Genomic DNA, 18,267 nt, shown 5'->3' on the forward strand with positions numbered 1-18,267 from the left:
TCATCTCTGAAAGGAACACAATGGCTCGCTCCGATGTCCTGGTCTCCGTTGACTGGGCCGAAGAGAACCTCAACGCCCCCGGCGTGGTCTTCGTCGAGGTCGATGAGGACACCTCCGCCTACGACGGTGGGCACATCGAAGGTGCCGTCCGGCTCGACTGGAAGAAGGACCTGCAGGATCAGGTTCGTCGCGACTTCGTGAACCAGGAGCAGTTCTCCGACCTGCTCTCGGCGCGCGGCATCTCGAACGACGACGAGGTCGTCCTGTACGGCGGCAACAACAACTGGTTCGCCGCGTACGCCTACTGGTACTTCAAGCTGTACGGCCACAACAACGTCAAGCTGCTCGACGGTGGCCGCAAGAAGTGGGAGTTGGACGGCCGCCCGCTGTCGACCGCGGCCGTGGACCGCCCCGCCACCCAGTACAAGGCCTCCGCGCCCGACGTATCGATCCGGGCGTTCCGTGACGAGGTCATCGCGGCCATCGGCAGCAAGAACCTGGTCGACGTCCGTTCGCCCGACGAGTTCTCCGGCAAGATCCTGGCGCCCGCGCACCTTCCGCAGGAGCAGAGCCAGCGTCCCGGCCACATCCCCGGCGCCATCAACGTGCCGTGGAGCAAGGCCGCGAACGAGGACGGCACCTTCAAGTCCGACGCCGAGCTGACCGAGATCTACCAGGAGGCAGGCCTGGACGGCGAGAAGGACACCATCGCGTACTGCCGTATCGGTGAGCGTTCCTCGCACACCTGGTTCGTGCTGCAGGAGCTGCTCGGCCACCAGAATGTCAAGAACTACGACGGGAGCTGGACCGAGTACGGCTCCCTCGTCGGCGCACCGATCGAGTTGGGAGAGTAATCAACATGTGTGCAGCACCTACCCAGGGTCAGGCCATCCCGGCCGGCGTCGACGTGGAGAAGGAGACGGTCATCACCGGCCGTGTCCTGAGCATCGACGGCCAGCCGGTCGGCGGCGCGTTCGTGCGCCTGCTCGACGGCAACGGTGATTTCACCGCCGAGGTCGTCGCCTCGGGCACCGGAGACTTCCGGTTCTTCGCCGCTCCCGGCGCGTGGACCGTCCGGGCGCTGTCCTCCTCGGGCAACGGTTCCGCCGAGGTTCGTCCCGAGGGCGCAGGCATCCACGCTGTGGACGTCGCGGTCGCCAAGTAACGACCGCACGCGAGCACACGGCCCCGGTCTTCCCATCGGAGCGCTCGGACGGACGAACGTCCGGACGCCGCTCGGAGCGCTCGGACGGACGAACGTCCGGACGCCGCCTATGACAGGAAGCACCGGGGCCGTTTGCGTGCGGCGGCGCGGATGTCGTTAGACTCCAAATGTGGTCGTCTTCTTCGAGATTCTGCTGGTGGCTGTGGCCGTACTGATCGGCTGGTTCGGCCTGTACGTCTTCTACCGGCTGTTCACCGAATCATGAGCGAACTCGCGAGCGAAGGTTCCAACCCGGCCGAGCGAGCGAGTGAACAACTGAACGGCAACGCTCCGGCCGACTCCCCTGGTCGCCTCGGCGGTGACCGGGCCGTTGCCGATGCCGCCGAACGGGCGAAATCGACCGGCGCCCGCAATATTCCGGTCCTACCGGAGCTTCCGCTGCCCGACGACACCGCGAACCTGCGGCTCGGGCCCGATCTGAGTTCCTCGATGCTCGCGCTGCTGCCGCTGGTCGGTGTGTGGCGCGGCGAAGGCGAGGGCAACGATCCCGATCGCGGCGACTACCGGTTCGGCCAGCAGATCGTCGTCTCGCACGACGGCGGCGACTACCTGTGCTGGGAATCCCGTTCCTGGGTCATCGACTCCAACGGCAACTACAGCAGCCCCGACTTGCGCGAAAGCGGCTTCTGGCGGGTCGGCATCGACGGCAACGACGAGGTCATCGAGCTGCTGCTCACCCACAGCACCGGAATTGTCGAGCTGTTCTACGGTCAGGCCCTCACCCAGTCGTCCTGGGAGCTGGCCACCGACGTGGTGATCCGCAGCCAATCGGGCATCGTGGTCGGCGGCGCCAAGCGCCTCTACGGCATCGTCGAGGGCGGCGACTTGGCCTACGTCGAAGAACGGGTCGTAGCCGATGGGCCACTCGAGCCCCGCCTCTCGGCCCGCCTTCAGCGGTACATCGGCTGATCCGCCTCTCCGAGTCTTCAGGCCGTACTAGTCGAGTAACGCGGGATTTGCGTTCAGGTCCTGCGTCGGCTGCCGCTCGAGTTCTGGGCGTGCCCCGGCGAGTTACCCATGTGCTGACGAAATCAGTTGTTGCGGTAGCGAAAGGGGACCGGCGGCGGTGCCACCTCACTTGTACTCAGCGGAAAAGAACAGCCCCCGAGCCATGACCGCGGATGCAACTCACGCGGGTCCGGTCGGACAGACCGGGGCTCGGGGGCCGGGTGACTGCCTGGATTTCGCTCAGCGCTCGCGCGGGCGGAATCCACCTGCAGCGGTGGCGCTAGCGGACAGCCACCTCACGTGTCCTATGAATAACCATTCTTCGAACCACCTCCTTCCTCGTGTACGAACGAATCTAGCGAGGTGTCAGCGCGTCGGCAACGGAATTTCTCGCTGAGCCGAAATAGCCGCGCCCTGAGCCCGGAAATCGGTTGTCACCTGGCCCGATGCGGCGACCCATAGCACCGTGTCGGCTCGGTGATCTTGTGGCAGTTGATGTGTGACGACAACCACGATCCTATCCGGTCCAACGAGGCCACTCTCGGCGTCCAGCAGATCCCGCAGCAGGCGGGCACCGGCTTCGGCCTCGAGGTGCTCGGTCGGTTCGTCGAGCAGCAACACTCGGGCTGGCGCGACGAGGGCGCGCGCGAGCAGGATGCGGCGGCGCTGGCCGCCCGAGACAGCGGCCGCTCCCCCGACCAGGTCGGTGTGCACGCCGTCCGGCAGAGTATCCAGCCAGTCGCCGAGACCGACTGCGCGCAAGGCGGTTTCGGCCTCCGCGACGGTGAGGTCGCCGCGGGCGACGCGCAGGTTCTCCAGGACGGAAGTGCCGAACAGGTGCGCGTCCTCAGCGAAGAAGGTGACACCGGGACGGGGGGTGCCGAACAGCCCCGCCCATGCCATCAGCAGGGTGGTCTTCCCGGCGCCGCTCGGGCCGACAACGGCGACCCGGCGCCCCTCCGGAAACTCCACAGCGGCAGGACCCCCCTCGAACCGACCGACCACAGCCGCAGTAGGGCCGTAATCGGGCCGATCGTTCGTCGGCGAGCCGGTTTTCCAAGCGCCACGGGCAGCCGGTTCGTCTTCGAAGTGGACCAGGCGATGCAGAGCCGCGCGGGCGGTTGTCAGCGCCTGTGCCGCCGCGGGTAGCGGGCCGACCGACTCGAAAGCCGAGAGTGGCAGCAAGACGAGCACGACCAGCGCCATCGGGGTCATCGCACCTTCCGTCCCGCCGTGCGGGCCGTAGCAGGTGATACCGATCAGCAGGGCGCCGAGAAGGCTGATGCCGATCGAGAGTGGCGTGGCCGCCGCCGACCACGCGCTGCGCGAGGCCGCGGTGTCTTCCGCGGCGACGGCCCTGCGCGACGCGTCCGCGGCGGCGCCCATGGCAGCGTCGAGTCGCCCGGCAACACGCAACTCGGGTGCGTGGTCGAGGACCGTGAGGGTCTGCGCGGTGAACTCGGCACGGTCGGCGCGCACGGCATGTTCTGCCGCGCAGGCCGCTCTGGCCGACAGCCACGGTGCGACGACGCCCGACAGCGCAAGCGCCCCGGCCAGAATCGCGGCCGCACCCACCGAGATGGTTGCCAGCAGGCCCACCGCCGCTATGGCAAGCACGACGGCGACCGCGACGGGCACGAATGCACGCACCACGACCGCCCCCAGATCGTCGATATCACTGCCGATCCGAATGAGGAGATCCCCCCGGCGCGGCGGAGTGGGACCAGCACACTCCCGTAATCCCTCGGCGCCGCTGCCGGAAGTCCCGGGCCTGTGCAGCCAGAAGTCGGAATGGGCCAGCGTGCGGTAGACCGTTGTACGCGCCGTTGTCATGGCCCGCAGAGCGACGTCGTGCGTGGTGAGGCGTTCGAGGTAGCGGCACAGGCCGCGGGATATGCCGAGGGCACGCACCGTGACGACAGCAATGCTGAGGTCGAGCACCGGCGGCATCTGCCAGGCGCGCGCGATGAGCCAGGCGGCCAGTGCCGCGAGTCCGAGGCCGCTGCCCAGCGCGAGCACGCCCCACATGATCGCCACCGTGACCCGCCAGGGGGACAGCTCGAGCAGTGCCCACATTCGGCGTAGGTCGCCGAGCGGGGCGCCGCCCGCACCGCGCGAAGCGGTCCGCGGCGTGCCCGTCGTCGCACACCTGCCTTTCTGCCCGCGCCGGGCTCGACGTGTGCCACGTAAGGACCTCTGTGCAGCCAGCGCATTCATCGAACCACCGCCGCGCCGTGCTCGGCACGTACCTGGACGACGTAGTCGGCCGCGGCGAGAACCGTCGGGTGATGTCCGATGACGACCACCGTCGCGCCCGCGCGGGCCCGCTCCCGCAGCGCCGCGAGCACGGTCGAAGCGCTCGCCGCGTCCAGGTGCGCGGTCGGCTCGTCGAGCAGCAGGATCGAGCGGTCGGCGGCGAGCACCCTGGTCAGCGCGAGACGTTGCCGCTGACCGAGCGACAGACCCACGCCGCCAGGACCGACCATGGTGTCCCAGCGGTCCGGGAGATCGTCGAGCACGGCATCGAAACCGGTGGCGGCACAGGTCGCTTCGAGGTGATCGAGAACGCGGTCCGGTCCGCGGGCGGCCGGACGCGCGGCTCGCGCGCCGAGCAGCTCGAGGTTGTCCCGCAGGGTTCCCGGTACCAGCACCGGCCGCTGCGGAAGCCACGCCACGCGCGCCCACCAACGGTCCGGGTCCATGTCGCGTACGTCGACGCCGTCGCAGGTCACCGAGCCGCGCTCCGGTGCGAGAAGACCGAGGATCGCCTGCACCGCCGTCGATTTCCCGCTGCCGTTGGGTCCGGTCAGCACGGTGACCGCGCCAGGCCGCAAAACAGCCGACAACCCCGCGGGCGCGACCCCGTCCCGCGCCCGGACGGACAGGTCCCGTAGCTCGATCGATCCGGCCGCACAATCGGCCGGTGCGAGACCGCCGGACGCATCCGACGCGTCGGGTGCCGACTCGAGGACGGCGAATGCCTTGTCCGCGGCCGCCATTCCGTCCTGTGCGGCGTGGAAACGCTCGCCGACCATCCGAAACGGCAGATACACCTCCGGGGCCAGCACGAGGACGACCAGGCCCGCGTACAAACCCATCTCGCCGAACACGAGACGCAACCCGATGGAGACCGCGATCAGCGCCACGCTCAGGGTCGCGAGCATCTCCAGCACCATCGAGGACAGGAAGGCGATGCGCAGGGCGCGCATGGTGCGCTGCCGCAGCGCATCGCCGAGATCCCGCACGCGATGCTGCATGGTGCCCGCACCGCTGTCCGGCGAACTCGAACCGTCGCCGCGATCCCGGACTTGCGAGGAAGACTCTGCCGGAAAGGATTCCGCGTTGCCGGCCTCGCGCCCGAGCGCCCGCAACGTCGGCATGCCCGCGAACAGGTCGAGCAATTGATCCGAAAGCCGGGTCGTCGCCGTGAGGGTGGCCTCGGCCCGCCCCTGCGTCAGCAACCCGATCAGGATCATGAACACCGGGATCAGCGGCAGCGTGATCACCACGATCACCCCGGAGGTCAGGTCGTGCAGCGCGATGACGGCCAGCACGATCGGCGGGACGAGCACCGCGAGCAGGAGAGCCGGCAGATAGCCGACGAGGTAGCCGCGCAGTCCCGACAGCCCGGTGCCGACGATCACCGCCAATTCGGTTCGGCGCGTATCGAGTTCGCGCGGAGTCAACCGCGCGCCCGCCGCGAGCACCGCGGTTTCCAGTTCCGCCACCACGCTCGCCCCCGCCCGGTGTGCCAGCCTGGACTGGATCCATGTGGCGAGCACCCGCCCCACGATCGCGAGCGCGAGCACGGCTAGCTCGAGCGTCCACGCGCCTAGGGTGCGGCGGCCGGGGTCGGTGACAACTCCCGCAAGCACCCGTCCGAGCATCACCGCGGCGACCACGATCGAACCGGTGATCACCAGCGACAGCACGACGCTCAGCAGCAGGTAGCGGCGGGCCGAGCGGGCGTATCGCCATAGACGCGGATCGATCGGAGGACGAGCCATGGCGTCAGTCCTTCACGGGGCCCAGCGGAAGGCCGATCGGGGCGGGGATCTGCTCGACTGTGATCCGCTTCCGGAACACCCAGTACGTCCAGCCCTGGTAGACCAGCACAACCGGGGTGACGAGCACCGCCGCCCAGCTCATCACCTTCAGGGTGTAGGGCGTCGAGGAGGCGTTGTGGATGGTCAGGTCGAACGCCGAATCGAGGGTGGAGGGAAGCACATTCGGGAACAGCGATCCGAACATCAGCGCGGTGGCAGCGGCCACGGTCACCGTGGTCCCGGTGAACGCCCACCCGTCGCGGTGGCCGAGGTCGCCCGCCGCCGCGGTGGCGAGCCCGAGCACAGCCAGCGCCAACGGAATCCAAGTCCACCCGGTGCCGTAGGCGAGCTGGGTCCACAGCCCGAACGCGCCGACCACGGCCGTGGCAGGCACCAGCAGCAGCCGGGCCGTGCGCCGCGCATCGGCGCGCACCTCCCCACCAGTCTTGAGCACCAGGAACATCGCACCGTGCAGCGCGAACAGCAACCCCGTCGCCAACCCGCCGAGCAAGGCATACGGCCCGAACAGATCCCACACCGTGCCGGCGAACTGCTTCTTCTCGTTCAGCGGAACACCGTGCACCACATTGGCGAACACCCAGCCCCAGGCGATGGCCGGTATCCAGGACCCGATGCCGATGCCGATGTCGCAGCGGGCCCGCCAGCGCGGATCGTTGATCTTGCCGCGGTATTCGATGGCGCAGATGCGCAGGATCAACGCGACGAGCAGGAGCAGCAGCGCGAGGTAGAAGCCGGAGAACAGGCTGGCGTACCACTCCGGGAAGGCCGCGAACATCGCACCGGCCGCGGTCAGCAGCCAGACCTCGTTGGCGTCCCACACGGGCCCGATCGTGTTGAGCACCACGCGCCGTCGCGCGTCGGACCCCTTGCCGAGGATCGGCATGAGCATGCCGACACCGAAGTCGAAGCCCTCCAGCACGAAATAGCCGGTGAACAGCACGCCGATCAGGACGAACCAGAACTCTTGCAAACTCATCGCCGGCTCCTGGATCGGCTCGAACAAACGTGTCGGTGGTCTGGTGGAACTGAGCTCGATGAAGCAGGAACCTCTGTCCGGCAACGGCAAGGGAGACCTGAGAAGGGTGGTGCCGAGCTTGTTCGGCACGCTTCAGTAGGCGAACGAAAGCTGCTCAACGTCTTCAACACGGGTGCGTCCTCCTTCCTGCGTGTCGCCCGGTCCGCCGGCACCGGACCGGATAGCCGCGGGCGCTTCGGGTCCGGCGATCACGTACCGGCGCATCAGGTAGAACCACACCGCCGCCAGCGCGCCGTACACCAGCGTGAAGGTGATCAGCGAGAAGAGCACGACGCCGGGCGAATGGTTCGAGACACCCTGCTGGACAGTGAGTCGCAGGTTCGGATCACCGGTCGGATTCGGCGCGACAACCCAGGGCTGGCGGCCCATCTCGGTGAACACCCAGCCTGCGCTGTTGGCCAGGAACGGCGTCGGGATGACGAGCAGACTCAGCCAGGAGAACCAGCGCTGGTCCGTTGCCCGGCCGCGACGGGTAAGCCAGAGCCCGGCAAGCGCGAGCAGCGCCGAGCCCGCAGACAGGCCGATCATGGCCCGGAAGGACCAGTAGGTGACGAACAGGTTCGGCCGGTAGTCACCGACACCGAACCGCTCGTTGTAGGTCTTCTGCAGGTCGACGACGCCGTCCAGCGTCACACCGGTGAACTCGCCCTCAGCCAGCCAGGGCAGCACGTACGGCACCTCGAGCACGTGCGTGACGCTGTCGCAGTTGTTGTGCGTGCCGACGGTGAGAACCGAGAAATCGGGGTCGGTCGCGGTGTGGCACAACGACTCCGCTGAGGCCATCTTCATCGGCTGCTGCTCGAACATCAGCTTGCCCTGAACGTCACCGGTGTAGACCAGCGCGGCCAGCGACACCAGTAACACCCAGATGCCCGCCCGCGCCGCGGGCCGCCACATCGTGCGCGCCTCGGTCTGCCTCGCGTCGTCGCTGCCGCGTGCGTTGCGCACCATCCACCAGCCCGCGATGCCGGCGACGAAAGTGCCTGCGGTGAGGAAGGATCCGGCGACGACGTGCGGGAAGGCCGCCAACGTCGTGTTATTGGTGAGCACCGCGACGATGCTGTCGAGCTCCGCACGTCCGGTCGCCGGGTTGTACCTGGCGCCGACCGGATGCTGCATGAACGAGTTGGCGGCGACGATGAAGTACGCCGAGGCGTTCACACCGATCGCGACCATCCACATCGCGCCGAGGTGGACGAGCTTCGGCAGTCGGGTCCAGCCGAAGATCCACAGCCCGAGGAAGGTCGACTCCATGAAGAAGGCGACCAAGCCCTCCAGCGCGAGCGGGGCGCCGAACACGTCACCGACGAAGCGGGAGTACTCACTCCAGTTCATTCCGAACTGGAATTCCTGCACGATGCCCGTCGCGACACCGAGCGCGAAGTTGATCAGGAACAGCTTGCCGAAGAACTTGGTCAGCCGCAGCCAGTGCTCCTTGCCGGTGATCACCCACGCCGTCTGCATGGCGGCCACCAGCGGCGCGAGCCCGATGGTCAGCGGCACCAGGAGGAAGTGATAGACGGTCGTGATGCCGAACTGCCATCGGGAGATGTCCAGGGCGTTCAAGCCGACCTCCTGCGTATCTACGACGTGACGTAGTAAGACTACGCCGGAGACGGCCGAGAACAATGAGTCCTGGACCACGCCACACCGGAGCCCGTGCCAGATTTCGCCGGATTGCCGTGCTCGCCGCCAACCCGCGCCCGTCCGAGTAGGACGGAGATCACGAAGCGGCGGGGATCAGCGAGGTGGCACCGCCGTCGGCTTCTCGCCGACGCGACAACTGATCTCGCCAGCACATGGCCAACTCGCCGGGTACGCCCAGTACTCGAACGGCACCCAACACAGGATCTGAACGCGAATCCCGCGTCACCCGACTAGTACGGCCTGAAGACCCGGAGAGGCGGAACAGTCACCAGTCGCCGATCGCTCCTGCTCGCTCGATGCCGCGATTCACCAGCTCGATGATCTCCTCGGCGTTGTCCGGCGCGGACATCCGCAGTCCGTCCAACGAGTTCACCCGCGCCGCGAGCGAGATGCTCGACAGCATCCAGATGCTGTCGCAGGTGAGCAGATCGGCCGTGAAAAGTGAGTGGTAGCGGCATTCCCAGCCCGCCTTCTCGGCCTGCATGAACAGGGCACGCTGGGTGACCCCGGGGAGCACGCCGTTCTTCGCCGGCGGTGTGATCAGTTGCTTGTCGCGCGCGATCACCACCGTGGACCGCGGGCCCTCCAGCACCCGGTTCTCGGTGCTGGTGAAGATCACGTCGTCCGCGCCCATCCGCGCGGCGAACCGCAGAGCCGCCATGTTGCTCGCATAGGACAGCGTCTTGGCACCGAGCAGCTGCCACGGTGCCGCCTGGGCCAAGTCGATCGAGATGCCACGCGACAGCGTCACCACGGAAACGCCTTCGGTGCGGGCCTTCTCAACCCGATCGGGAACCGGAAGCACCAGCACGAAGGCCGTGGGCACCGGAACGGCGGCGGCGAGATCACCGGTCTTCACCTTGTCCGGCGTGCCGGACAGGGCGGAGTCGCGGCCGCGGGTGAGCACCAGCCGCATCAGCCCCTCGCGCTCGCTGCCCCATTCCTTCGCGGCGGTCTCGATCGCCTCCCGCCATTTCCCCAGCTCCGGCTCGGGCAGATCCAACGCCTGTGCGGAGCGACGCAGTCTGCCTAGATGAAATTCGATCGCGCACGCGTTCCCGGCACGCAGAAGCACGGTTTCGAAGACACCGTCGCCGCGCAATACGCCTATATCGTCCGCAAATAACAACGGCGCGTCCGAATCTCGGACCACACCATCGAGTGTTACAAGAACTCGATCCACCATGGGAAGAGAGTAGGCGGTGCGAGCGAACCATGCCCATCGCATGGCCGACTTCGCAGCACCTTTTATCCATGTTCACCACGCGGCCGCGTGCGATGCATCGCCCGATGACGATCCGCTATGTCGAAAACAAGGTCGACAGCCCGGTTGGCACACCGCGTTCCAACCGCGCCTAGAGTGGGAAAGGTGTCCGTGGTCGTAGCGCCCAGCCCCATCCTCAGCGCGTTTGGAGCCGTCGCGGGAGCGCCGGGTTCGCCCGACGCCGCCGTCGCATGGCACTACGGTGATCCGTTCGGTGAACAGCGTGCCGCCGCCGAGCGCACGGCAATCGTGGACCGCTCACACCGTTTCGTCCTGCGCATCACCGGCGTAGAGCGGCTCACCTGGCTGCACACCATTTCCAGTCAACATGTCGCGACCCTCGGCGACGGACGGTCGGCGGAGAACCTGGACCTCGACCTGAACGGCCGGGTGCTACACCACTTCGTGCTCACCGAGCTGGACGCCACCGTCTGGATCGACACCGAGGCCGAGCGTGGACCCGATCTGCTCGCCTTCCTGCAGAAAATGGTGTTCTGGGCCGACGCCCAGCCCATCGAGGCAACCGACCACGCGGTGCTGAGTCTGCTCGGACCACGGGTCGCCGACCTGACCGAGGCGCTCGGCGTCGCCGCCCTTCCCGGCGTCTACGAGGTGACTCCGCTGCCCGGCGGTGGCTTCCTGCGCCGGATGCCGTGGCCGACGGCCGACTCCTTCGACCTGGTGATCCCGCGCGACCAACTGTCGGACCTGTGGACCCGGCTCACCGCGGCGGGCGCCACACCTGCCGGCATGTGGGCGTTCGAGGCGCTGCGCGTCGCGGCCGTGCGCCCCCGGATCGGACTCGACACCGATGAGCGGACCATCCCGCACGAGGCCCACTGGATCGGCGGCGTAGCCGAACACGGAGCGGTCCATCTCGACAAGGGCTGCTATCGCGGCCAGGAGACCGTCGCCCGGGTGCACAACCTGGGCAAGCCACCGCGGCAGCTATTGCTGTTGCATCTGGACGGCTCGGCCGACGAGCGCCCGGCCACCGGCGACGCCGTCACCGCGGGCGGCCGCGCGGTCGGCCGACTCGGCACGGTGGTCGATCACTACGAACTCGGCCCGATCGCGCTCGCCCTGATCAAGCGGGCGGTTCCCGCCGACACCGCGCTGTCCGCCGGCCCGGTCGCGGCGGCCATCGATCCCGACTCGGTTCCCGCCGACGACGCACCGCAGGCAGGCCGGATGGCGGTCGACCGGCTGCGCGGGCGCTGACGCACCGATGACAACCGATCGACGCGGGCCGCTCGACGCCCAGCGACATCCCGACCCGCACAGCGGCGAGCTCCCCATCCGCTACGAGAGGAGCAGTGCCTGTGCGTGTCGGTGACTCCGGAGAGATCCTCGCGGCGTGCGTGGTGCACGCCGACCTGGAGATACCTGGCCGGGTCGGGCGCACCGCGATCGACAAGCGTCCGGTACCGGGCCGAGTCGCGGTCCGTACCCTCGGCCTGGACGGCGATCACGTTTGCAACACCAAGCATCACGGCGGCGTGCACCAGGCCGTCTACGCCTACGCCGACACCGACGCGCGCACCTGGGGCGTGGAACTCGGCCGCGAGCTGCCCGCGGGCTGGTTCGGCGAGAACCTCCGCATCGCCGGGCTCGCCGTCAGCGACGCGGTGATCGGTGCGCGCTGGTCTATCGGCAACACTCTGCTGGAGGTGAGCGCGCCGCGCGTGCCCTGCGCAACATTCCAGCATTGGAGCGGAGAACAGCAGTGGGTGAAGCGGTTCACGCTGCGCAGCGACACGGGCGCCTATCTGCGGGTGCTCACAGAGGGCACGATCGGCGCGGGTGATGGGGTGTCGGTGGTGCACGTCCCTGAGCACGGCATCACCGTCCGCGACCTTTTCACCGGCGCCGACCCCGACCTGCTCGCGATCTTGCTCGCCGAGGAACCGACCATCTCCGATGACGTGCGTGTGCAGGTCGAACGACACGCGCGCAGGCATACCGCCGCCGCATTGGCCGCCGCCCGCCGGGACGCGGTGACCAGTACCGACGACCTCGGCACGGGAGCGCAACTGTGAGTGTGGAACTGGTCGAAGTCGTCCGCTCCGGCTTCCGCGAGTGCGTGCACCGCGGCTCGGTGGTGGTACTCGACGTCGCGGGCGAGCCGACCGTCGCGCTCGGCGAGGTGCACCTGCCGATCTTCCCGCGCTCGACGAACAAGCCGATGCAGGCGATCACCCTGCTGCGGAACGGTTTCGAACCGGTCGACGACGCCGAACTGGCCATCGCGACCGCCTCGCACTACGGCGAGCCGGACCACATCGCGCTGGTGCGCAGGCTGCTCGAACGCTTCGGCTTCGATGAGAAATCTCTCCAGTGCCCGCCCGACCTGCCGTTCGACGAGCGCGCCCGCGCGGCGGTGCTCACCGGCGCGCAGGAACCGCGCAGCATCTACATGAATTGCTCCGGCAAGCACGCGGCGATGCTCGCGACCTGCGCGATCAACGGCTGGCCGACCGAGGGCTACCTGGACGAGGCCCATCCGCTGCAGCAGGCGATCATCGCCACGATCGCCGATCTGACCGGCGAGCCGGAGACCGATCTCGGCATCGACGGCTGCGGACTGCCGATCATCCCGGTCTCGCTGGTGAACCTGGCCCGGGTGTTCGCGACAATGGCGACGGCCGCACCCGGCTCCCCGGAACGCCGGGTGGCCGACGCCATCCGAGCCCATCCGCGAGTGATTTCCGGCACGAATGGGCCCGATCTGCTTGCCATGCAGGCCACCCCCGGCCTGGTCTGCAAGATCGGCGCGGACGGCGTGCACGCGGGAGCGCTGCCTGACGGCTCGGCCTTCGCATACAAGATCGAAGACGGCCACGACCGGGCCCGAATACCGCTGACGCTGGCCATTTTGCATCGGTTGGGGGTCGACTGGACCGACGCGCACGCGGAGCTGGCGGCCCCCGCGGTGCTCGGCGGCGGTGCCCGAGTCGGTGTGATCCGCGCGATTCCGGGGGTCGTATAGCGATTCCCCCCGAGGGCGACAACCGGGCAAACGACAACGGTTCCGGAGATCTTCACCCACTCCTGGAAGCGAGACCGCCAGACACACGCTAAAGTGTCTGTCAGGAAGAGTATTAATTCGAACGGGGCCGCCACCAAACCCCAGGCCGCCCCGCAGTGACGCGAGGGGGTCAGCCATGGGCCGTGGCCGGGCTAAGGCAAAGCAGACCAAGGTCGCACGCGAGCTGAAGTACAGCTCGCCGTCGACCGACTTCGCGAGCCTTCAGCGCGAGCTCTCCGGAAGCCCCAACTCCCAGCGGAGTGGTGGTGTGCTGTCCGATGAGCACGACGCGGACGAATCCTTGTCCCGCTGGGAACAGGGCGACGACTACGACGACTGGCGCCGCTGACTCGGATAAACGTCTGAAGGGGGAGGCCGGCGGGCCTCCCCCTTCGAGCGTTGTCGCGGGTTGACGGACTGGTGCCGAAAAGGCTTGCAACACACCGGAGTCCCGCATCGGATGATGCGGGACTCCGGTGTGTCTTCCACCGCTGTCAGAACCGTGGGTGCTCACCGAGCAGGACGGCGCGCACGGCGTCGGCGTCCTTGGCCTTCTTGACAGTGCCCAACGTCCAGCACTCGATGTGCCGCGCGGTCAGCACGGCGAGCGCCCGGTCGACATCCTCCGGGGCGACGACAGCGACCATGCCGACTCCCATGTTGAACGTCTTCTCCATCTCGGCCCGCTCCACCCGGCCGCGCTGCGCGATCATCTTGAACACCGACGCCGGGTTCCAGGTGCCGCGGTCCAGCTCGGCCACCATGCCCGGGGGCAGCACCCTGGCCAGGTTGGCCGCCAGCCCGCCGCCGGTGACGTGTGCGAAGGTGCGCACATCGGTCTCGGCGATCAGCGCGAGGCAGTCCTTGGCGTAGATCCTGGTCGGCTCGAGCAGCTCCTCACCGAGGGTGCGGCCGAATTCCTCGACGTACCCCGTCAGCGACATGCGGTCGATGTCGAGCAGCACCTTGCGGGCCAGGCTGTAGCCGTTGGAGTGCAGGCCCGAGGACCCCATCGCGATCACGACGTCGCCGGGGCGGACCCGGTCCGGGCCGAGCACCGCATCGGCCTCGACCACACCGACACCGGTCGCGGACAGGTCGTAGTCGTCCGGGTCCATCAGGCCGGGATGCTCGGCGGTCTCACCGCCGAGCAGCGCGCAACCCGCGCGCACACAGCCCTCGGCGATGCCGGAGACGAGTTCGGCGACCTTCTCCGGGACGACCTTGCCGATGGCGATGTAGTCCTGCAGGAACAGCGGTTCCGCGCCGCACACCACGAGGTCGTCCACCACCATCGCGACCAGATCCAAGCCGATGCTGTCGTGCTTGTCCATCGCCTGCGCGACCGCGATCTTAGTGCCTACGCCGTCGGTGGAGGCAGCGAGCAGCGGTTCCCGGTAGCCTCCCTTCAGTGCGAACAGTCCGGCAAAACCGCCGAGGCCACCTTGCACCTCGGGCCGGGTCGCCTTCTTCGCCAATGGTCCGAACAACTCGACTGCGCGGTCACCTGCCTCGATGTCCACGCCGGCCGCGGCATACGAGGCACCACCACTAGGGGTCTGTTCAGTCATTTTCGGGGAGAGCTCCAAACCGAATCGGTGGATAGATGCCTGCTCACGCTACCGGAGTCGGATAACGACCCCGCACCGGTGTTGGCTCACCCTCTTGACAATCCGGCGGAGCAAACCGTAATGCGGACCATCAGTCCGCGACATTCGCGCTGAACAGTTCCGATGTCCTGGCCCGGCGACGGCGCTGTGCCACCGGGCCTGGCACGTTCACGGACGGCTCAGCGCGCTCGCATTCGCGTTCTCGCTCAGCAGCGCTGACTCCGACTGCCCGGTCAACATGCCTTCGAGCACGTTCTTGCCGATGGCGGCCTCGGTAGGCAGCGGGATCGGGTAATCGCCGTCGAAGCACGCGCAGCACAGCCGGGAGCGCGGCTGCTCGGTCGCGGCGATCATGCCCTCGGTGGAGATGTAGCCGAGCGTGTCGGCGCCGATCGATCGGCGCACGCCCTCGACCATGTCCTCGAAGCTGCCTTCCGTGCCCGCGCCGTTGGCGATCAGCTCCGCCCGCGAGGCGAAGTCGATGCCGTAGAAGCACGGCCACTTCACCGGCGGCGAGGCGATCCGCACGTGGATCTCCAGCGCGCCCGCCTCACGCAGCATCCGGATCAGCGCGCGCTGGGTGTTGCCGCGCACGATCGAGTCGTCCACGACGATCAGGCGCTTGCCGCGGATGACCTCGCGTAGCGGGTTGAGCTTGAGCCGGATGCCCAGCTGCCGAATGGTCTGGCTCGGCTGGATGAAGGTGCGCCCGACGTAGGCATTCTTCATCAGCCCCTGGCCGTAGGGAACACCCGAACCCTGTGCGTAACCGACGGCGGCCGGGGTGCCGGACTCCGGCACCGGGATCACAAGATCCGCCTCGACCGGATGCTCCTTCGCGAGGCGGCGACCGATCTCCACCCGGGTGGCGTGCACGGAACGGCCCGCGATGGTGCTGTCCGGCCTGGCCAGATACACGTACTCGAAGACGCAGCCCTTCGGCTCGGGGTTGGCGAAGCGCATCGAGCGCACGCCATCGGCATCGATCGCCAGCAGTTCGCCCGGCTCGATCTCGCGTACGAACGCGGCACCGACGATGTCCAGCGCGGCGGTCTCACTGGCAACGACCCAGCCACGATCCAGCCTGCCGAGGCAGAGCGGCCGTACGCCGTGCGGGTCGCGCGCGGCGTACAGGGTGTGCTCGTCCATGAAGGTGAGGCAGAACGCGCCCTTCAGGGTGGGCAGCAGTTCCATGGCGGCCTGCTCGATGCTGGAGTCCGCCGCGGCGTGCGCGAGCAGCGCGGTCACCACGTCCGAGTCCGAGGTCGCCGCGGCGGGCTGCGGACGCCCGTCCCGGACGGTAGCGGCGAGTAGGCCGAGTTCTCTTGCGCGGCTTGCCAATTCGGCAGTGTTGACCAGATTGCCATTGTGCCCCAAGGCAAGTCCGGAACCGACCGCGGTGGTGCGGAAGATAGGCTGGGCGTTCTCCCAGGTCACTCCCCCGGTGGTGGAGTAGCGACAGTGACCGACTGCGATGTGGCCCGGCATGGCGGCCAGCGTCTGCTCGTCGAACACTTGGCTGACCAGACCGAGGTCCTTGAATACGAGGATCTGCGACCCGTCCGACACCGCGATACCCGCCGCCTCTTGCCCACGGTGCTGCAACGCATATAAGCCGTAATACGTGAGCTTGGCCACTTCCTCGCTCGGCGCCCAGACTCCGAAGACACCACACTCCTCGCGTGGCTCGTTCTCGTCCACGTCCGGGACGGCGTAAACCGGGGTGGCGGAAGTGCTGTCGACCGGCTGTTCGGCGTTGGTCACCGTTTGCTCCCTGATCGGGCGGGCTTGGGGGCAGTTCCCATTCTACGGGTGAATGCCGGCGGACGATCACCGCCACCGCGTCCGAGCAGCAATCCGCCCGGTATACCTACAGATTTCCGACACCCACAACTGTTACCGTGCGGGCCGTGACGACTACGGACGACGCGGGCAGGACGGGGTCGGCCACGGCGCCTGCGCGCAGGCCTTGGGCTCGAATGGTGCTCGCCCCGATCGGCGTGCTGACACTGCTGACGGCGCTGCTGGGCATTATGTATCTCGACTACGTCATCGATCCGGAAAAGAACTTGCACGACTTCCCGATCGCCCTGGTGAACCAGGATGTCGGCGACACCATCGGGACCGCGGACAAGCAGCGACAAGCGAACTTCGGCAACCAGATCACGGACGCGCTGGCGCATGGCGTGCCGTCCGACAAGGTCGACCTGCGCGTGATCAGCATCAACGAGGCCGAGCGGCAAATGCAGTCCGGGCGGGTCTACGGCGCGATCGTCATCCCGAGCGATTTCAGCAAGCGGCTCGGCATTCTCGGTGTGGGCAGTGTCATACCCGGAGACATCCAGCGGCCGATCATCACGTTGCAGACCAACCCGCGTACCGGCGCGTTCGGCACCCAGATCGTGCTCCGGGTCGGCAACGAGGCGCTGACCGAGGTGAACAAGCAAGTCGGCAAGCAGCTGACCGATCAGGTGAACGCGCAGATCGCGCCGCGGCCGGGCGGCCCGCCCGCGCCCGAACTGTCCGGCGCGACCCGGGTCGCGCTCGCGCAGCCGGTGCAAGTGGTAGTGCAGCAATACCACCCGTTGCCCGACGGCACCGGGCAGGGACTCATCGGGTTCTTCTATGCGCTGCTGCTGTTGTTGGCCGGCATGGTCGGCGCGATGGTCATCCACACCATGATCGACGCCCGACTCGGTTTCGTGCCCACCGAATACGGGCCGTGGTACGTGCACTATCCACCGACGCCGATCTCACGCTTCAAGACGCTGCTGATCAAGTGGGGCGTGCTGGTGGTGGCCGCGAACATCAGCTCGGCGGTATTCCTGATCGTCGGCAAGGTGCTGGAAATGCCGATCGACCATCCGCTCGCGCTGTACCTCTACAGTGCGCTGGCCATCATCGCGGTGGGGGCGACCGGGCTGTCCATGCTCGCGTCGATCGGCTCGGCGGGATTGCTGGTGAACCTGATCCTGTTCGTCATCCTCGGCTTGCCCTCCTCCGGTGGCACCGTCCCGATCGAGGCGACGCCGAAGTACTTCGGCTGGCTGGCCTCGTTCGAGCCGATGCACCAGGTGTTCCTTGGTATCCGGTCGATCCTCTACTTCGATGCCGATTTCGAGGCGGGGTTGTCGCGCGGGGTGTGGATGACAGTCTTCGGCCTTGCGATCGGACTGGTATTCGGCACTGTGGTCACTCGCTTCTACGACCGCAAGGGACTGCACCGCGGCAATCACGTCCAGGGCATGAGCGAGCGAACAACAGGCACAGCTGAGCATCGCTCAGTCATGGCGGAGCCGAGCGCCAGCGAGGTGGAGACATGAGTGAACGCAGCGAACGAACGACAGGCACAGCTGAGCATCGCTCAGTCATGGCGGAGCCGAGCGCCAGCGAGGTGGAGACATGAGTGAGCGCAGCGAACGAACAACAGGCACAGCTGAGC

At 67.7% G+C, this 18,267-nt stretch carries 15 protein-coding genes; 8 read left to right on the forward strand and 7 right to left on the reverse strand.

Features of this window, described 5'->3' with window-relative positions:
- Nucleotides 1-20: 20 nt before the first annotated feature.
- The 3 genes from AB4Z47_RS08380 (at nucleotide 21) to AB4Z47_RS08390 (ending at nucleotide 2,134) form a co-directional block, all read left to right on the forward strand.
- Nucleotides 21-854, forward strand: a complete 834-nt coding sequence (locus tag AB4Z47_RS08380; RefSeq protein ID WP_441949264.1) for a sulfurtransferase — start codon at nucleotides 21-23, stop codon at nucleotides 852-854.
- Between the two features lie 5 nt (nucleotides 855-859).
- Nucleotides 860-1,165, forward strand: coding sequence for a DUF1416 domain-containing protein (locus AB4Z47_RS08385; RefSeq protein WP_441949265.1), 306 nt, complete (start codon nucleotides 860-862; stop codon nucleotides 1,163-1,165).
- Nucleotides 1,166-1,426: 261 nt separating this feature from the next.
- On the forward strand, nucleotides 1,427-2,134 hold the full coding sequence (locus AB4Z47_RS08390) for an FABP family protein (RefSeq protein ID WP_441949266.1): 708 nt from the start codon (nucleotides 1,427-1,429) through the stop codon (nucleotides 2,132-2,134).
- Between the two features lie 405 nt (nucleotides 2,135-2,539).
- On the opposite strand, the gene cydC is transcribed toward AB4Z47_RS08390, so the two are convergent.
- The 5 genes from cydC to AB4Z47_RS08415 form a co-directional block, all read right to left on the reverse strand.
- A complete protein-coding gene (cydC, locus tag AB4Z47_RS08395; protein WP_441949268.1) occupies nucleotides 2,540-4,249 on the reverse strand; it encodes a thiol reductant ABC exporter subunit CydC in 1,710 nt (569 codons plus the stop codon).
- A gap of 137 nt (nucleotides 4,250-4,386) precedes the next feature.
- Nucleotides 4,387-6,180, reverse strand: coding sequence for an ABC transporter ATP-binding protein/permease (locus AB4Z47_RS08400; protein WP_441949270.1), 1,794 nt, complete (start codon nucleotides 6,178-6,180; stop codon nucleotides 4,387-4,389).
- Between the two features lie 4 nt (nucleotides 6,181-6,184).
- The gene (gene cydB, locus AB4Z47_RS08405; RefSeq protein ID WP_441949272.1) at nucleotides 6,185-7,216 is read right to left on the reverse strand and encodes a cytochrome d ubiquinol oxidase subunit II; all 1,032 of its coding nucleotides are present in this window, start codon (nucleotides 7,214-7,216) and stop codon (nucleotides 6,185-6,187) included.
- 132 nt (nucleotides 7,217-7,348) lie between these two features.
- Nucleotides 7,349-8,842 (reverse strand): cytochrome ubiquinol oxidase subunit I, encoded by a 1,494-nt coding sequence (locus tag AB4Z47_RS08410; RefSeq protein ID WP_441949273.1) that lies wholly within the window; start codon nucleotides 8,840-8,842, stop codon nucleotides 7,349-7,351.
- 346 nt (nucleotides 8,843-9,188) lie between these two features.
- On the reverse strand, nucleotides 9,189-10,109 hold the full coding sequence (locus AB4Z47_RS08415) for an aminodeoxychorismate lyase (protein ID WP_441949275.1): 921 nt from the start codon (nucleotides 10,107-10,109) through the stop codon (nucleotides 9,189-9,191).
- Between the two features lie 183 nt (nucleotides 10,110-10,292).
- Here AB4Z47_RS08415 and ygfZ point away from each other — a divergent pair, with 183 nt between their 5' ends.
- From ygfZ to AB4Z47_RS08435, 4 genes are all read left to right on the forward strand, one after another.
- Entirely contained in the window at nucleotides 10,293-11,408 is a 1,116-nt protein-coding gene (ygfZ, locus tag AB4Z47_RS08420) for a CAF17-like 4Fe-4S cluster assembly/insertion protein YgfZ (RefSeq protein WP_441949277.1), read from the forward strand.
- A 95-nt stretch (nucleotides 11,409-11,503) separates the two neighbouring features.
- Entirely contained in the window at nucleotides 11,504-12,226 is a 723-nt protein-coding gene (locus tag AB4Z47_RS08425) for an MOSC domain-containing protein (protein WP_441949278.1), read from the forward strand.
- Nucleotides 12,223-13,176 (forward strand): asparaginase, encoded by a 954-nt coding sequence (locus tag AB4Z47_RS08430; RefSeq protein ID WP_441949279.1) that lies wholly within the window; start codon nucleotides 12,223-12,225, stop codon nucleotides 13,174-13,176. Before AB4Z47_RS08425 ends, AB4Z47_RS08430 begins: the two co-directional genes overlap by 4 nt.
- Nucleotides 13,177-13,351: 175 nt before the next feature.
- Nucleotides 13,352-13,564, forward strand: a complete 213-nt coding sequence (locus AB4Z47_RS08435; RefSeq protein ID WP_441949281.1) for a DUF3073 domain-containing protein — start codon at nucleotides 13,352-13,354, stop codon at nucleotides 13,562-13,564.
- Between the two features lie 145 nt (nucleotides 13,565-13,709).
- Here AB4Z47_RS08435 and purM read toward each other — a convergent pair whose 3' ends face one another.
- Together purM and purF are read right to left on the reverse strand one after the other, a co-directional pair.
- The gene (gene purM, locus AB4Z47_RS08440; protein WP_441949283.1) at nucleotides 13,710-14,786 is read right to left on the reverse strand and encodes a phosphoribosylformylglycinamidine cyclo-ligase; all 1,077 of its coding nucleotides are present in this window, start codon (nucleotides 14,784-14,786) and stop codon (nucleotides 13,710-13,712) included.
- Between the two features lie 207 nt (nucleotides 14,787-14,993).
- Entirely contained in the window at nucleotides 14,994-16,589 is a 1,596-nt protein-coding gene (purF, locus tag AB4Z47_RS08445) for an amidophosphoribosyltransferase (protein ID WP_441949285.1), read from the reverse strand.
- 215 nt (nucleotides 16,590-16,804) lie between these two features.
- Here purF and AB4Z47_RS08450 point away from each other — a divergent pair, with 215 nt between their 5' ends.
- Nucleotides 16,805-18,148 (forward strand): YhgE/Pip domain-containing protein, encoded by a 1,344-nt coding sequence (locus tag AB4Z47_RS08450; RefSeq protein WP_441949396.1) that lies wholly within the window; start codon nucleotides 16,805-16,807, stop codon nucleotides 18,146-18,148.
- Nucleotides 18,149-18,267 lie beyond the last annotated feature (119 nt).

The organism is Nocardia sp. 2TAF39 (assembly GCF_052114905.1).
Classification (GTDB): Bacteria; Actinomycetota; Actinomycetes; order Mycobacteriales; family Mycobacteriaceae; genus Nocardia.

What these genes read in the sequence shown, in the direction of transcription:
- cydC (WP_441949268.1), bottom strand. Translation starts at nt 4,249, where the DNA reads ATGTGGGCACTGCTCGAGCTGTCCCCCTGGCGGGTCACGGTGGCGATC.
- AB4Z47_RS08380 (WP_441949264.1), top strand. Translation starts at nt 21, where the DNA reads ATGGCTCGCTCCGATGTCCTGGTCTCCGTTGACTGGGCCGAAGAGAAC.
- AB4Z47_RS08385 (WP_441949265.1), top strand. Translation starts at nt 860, where the DNA reads ATGTGTGCAGCACCTACCCAGGGTCAGGCCATCCCGGCCGGCGTCGAC.
- cydB (WP_441949272.1), bottom strand. Translation starts at nt 7,216, where the DNA reads ATGAGTTTGCAAGAGTTCTGGTTCGTCCTGATCGGCGTGCTGTTCACC.
- AB4Z47_RS08400 (WP_441949270.1), bottom strand. Translation starts at nt 6,180, where the DNA reads ATGGCTCGTCCTCCGATCGATCCGCGTCTATGGCGATACGCCCGCTCG.
- AB4Z47_RS08415 (WP_441949275.1), bottom strand. Translation starts at nt 10,109, where the DNA reads ATGGTGGATCGAGTTCTTGTAACACTCGATGGTGTGGTCCGAGATTCG.
- AB4Z47_RS08450 (WP_441949396.1), top strand. Translation starts at nt 16,805, where the DNA reads ATGGTGCTCGCCCCGATCGGCGTGCTGACACTGCTGACGGCGCTGCTG.
- purM (WP_441949283.1), bottom strand. Translation starts at nt 14,786, where the DNA reads ATGACTGAACAGACCCCTAGTGGTGGTGCCTCGTATGCCGCGGCCGGC.
- AB4Z47_RS08435 (WP_441949281.1), top strand. Translation starts at nt 13,352, where the DNA reads ATGGGCCGTGGCCGGGCTAAGGCAAAGCAGACCAAGGTCGCACGCGAG.
- AB4Z47_RS08390 (WP_441949266.1), top strand. Translation starts at nt 1,427, where the DNA reads ATGAGCGAACTCGCGAGCGAAGGTTCCAACCCGGCCGAGCGAGCGAGT.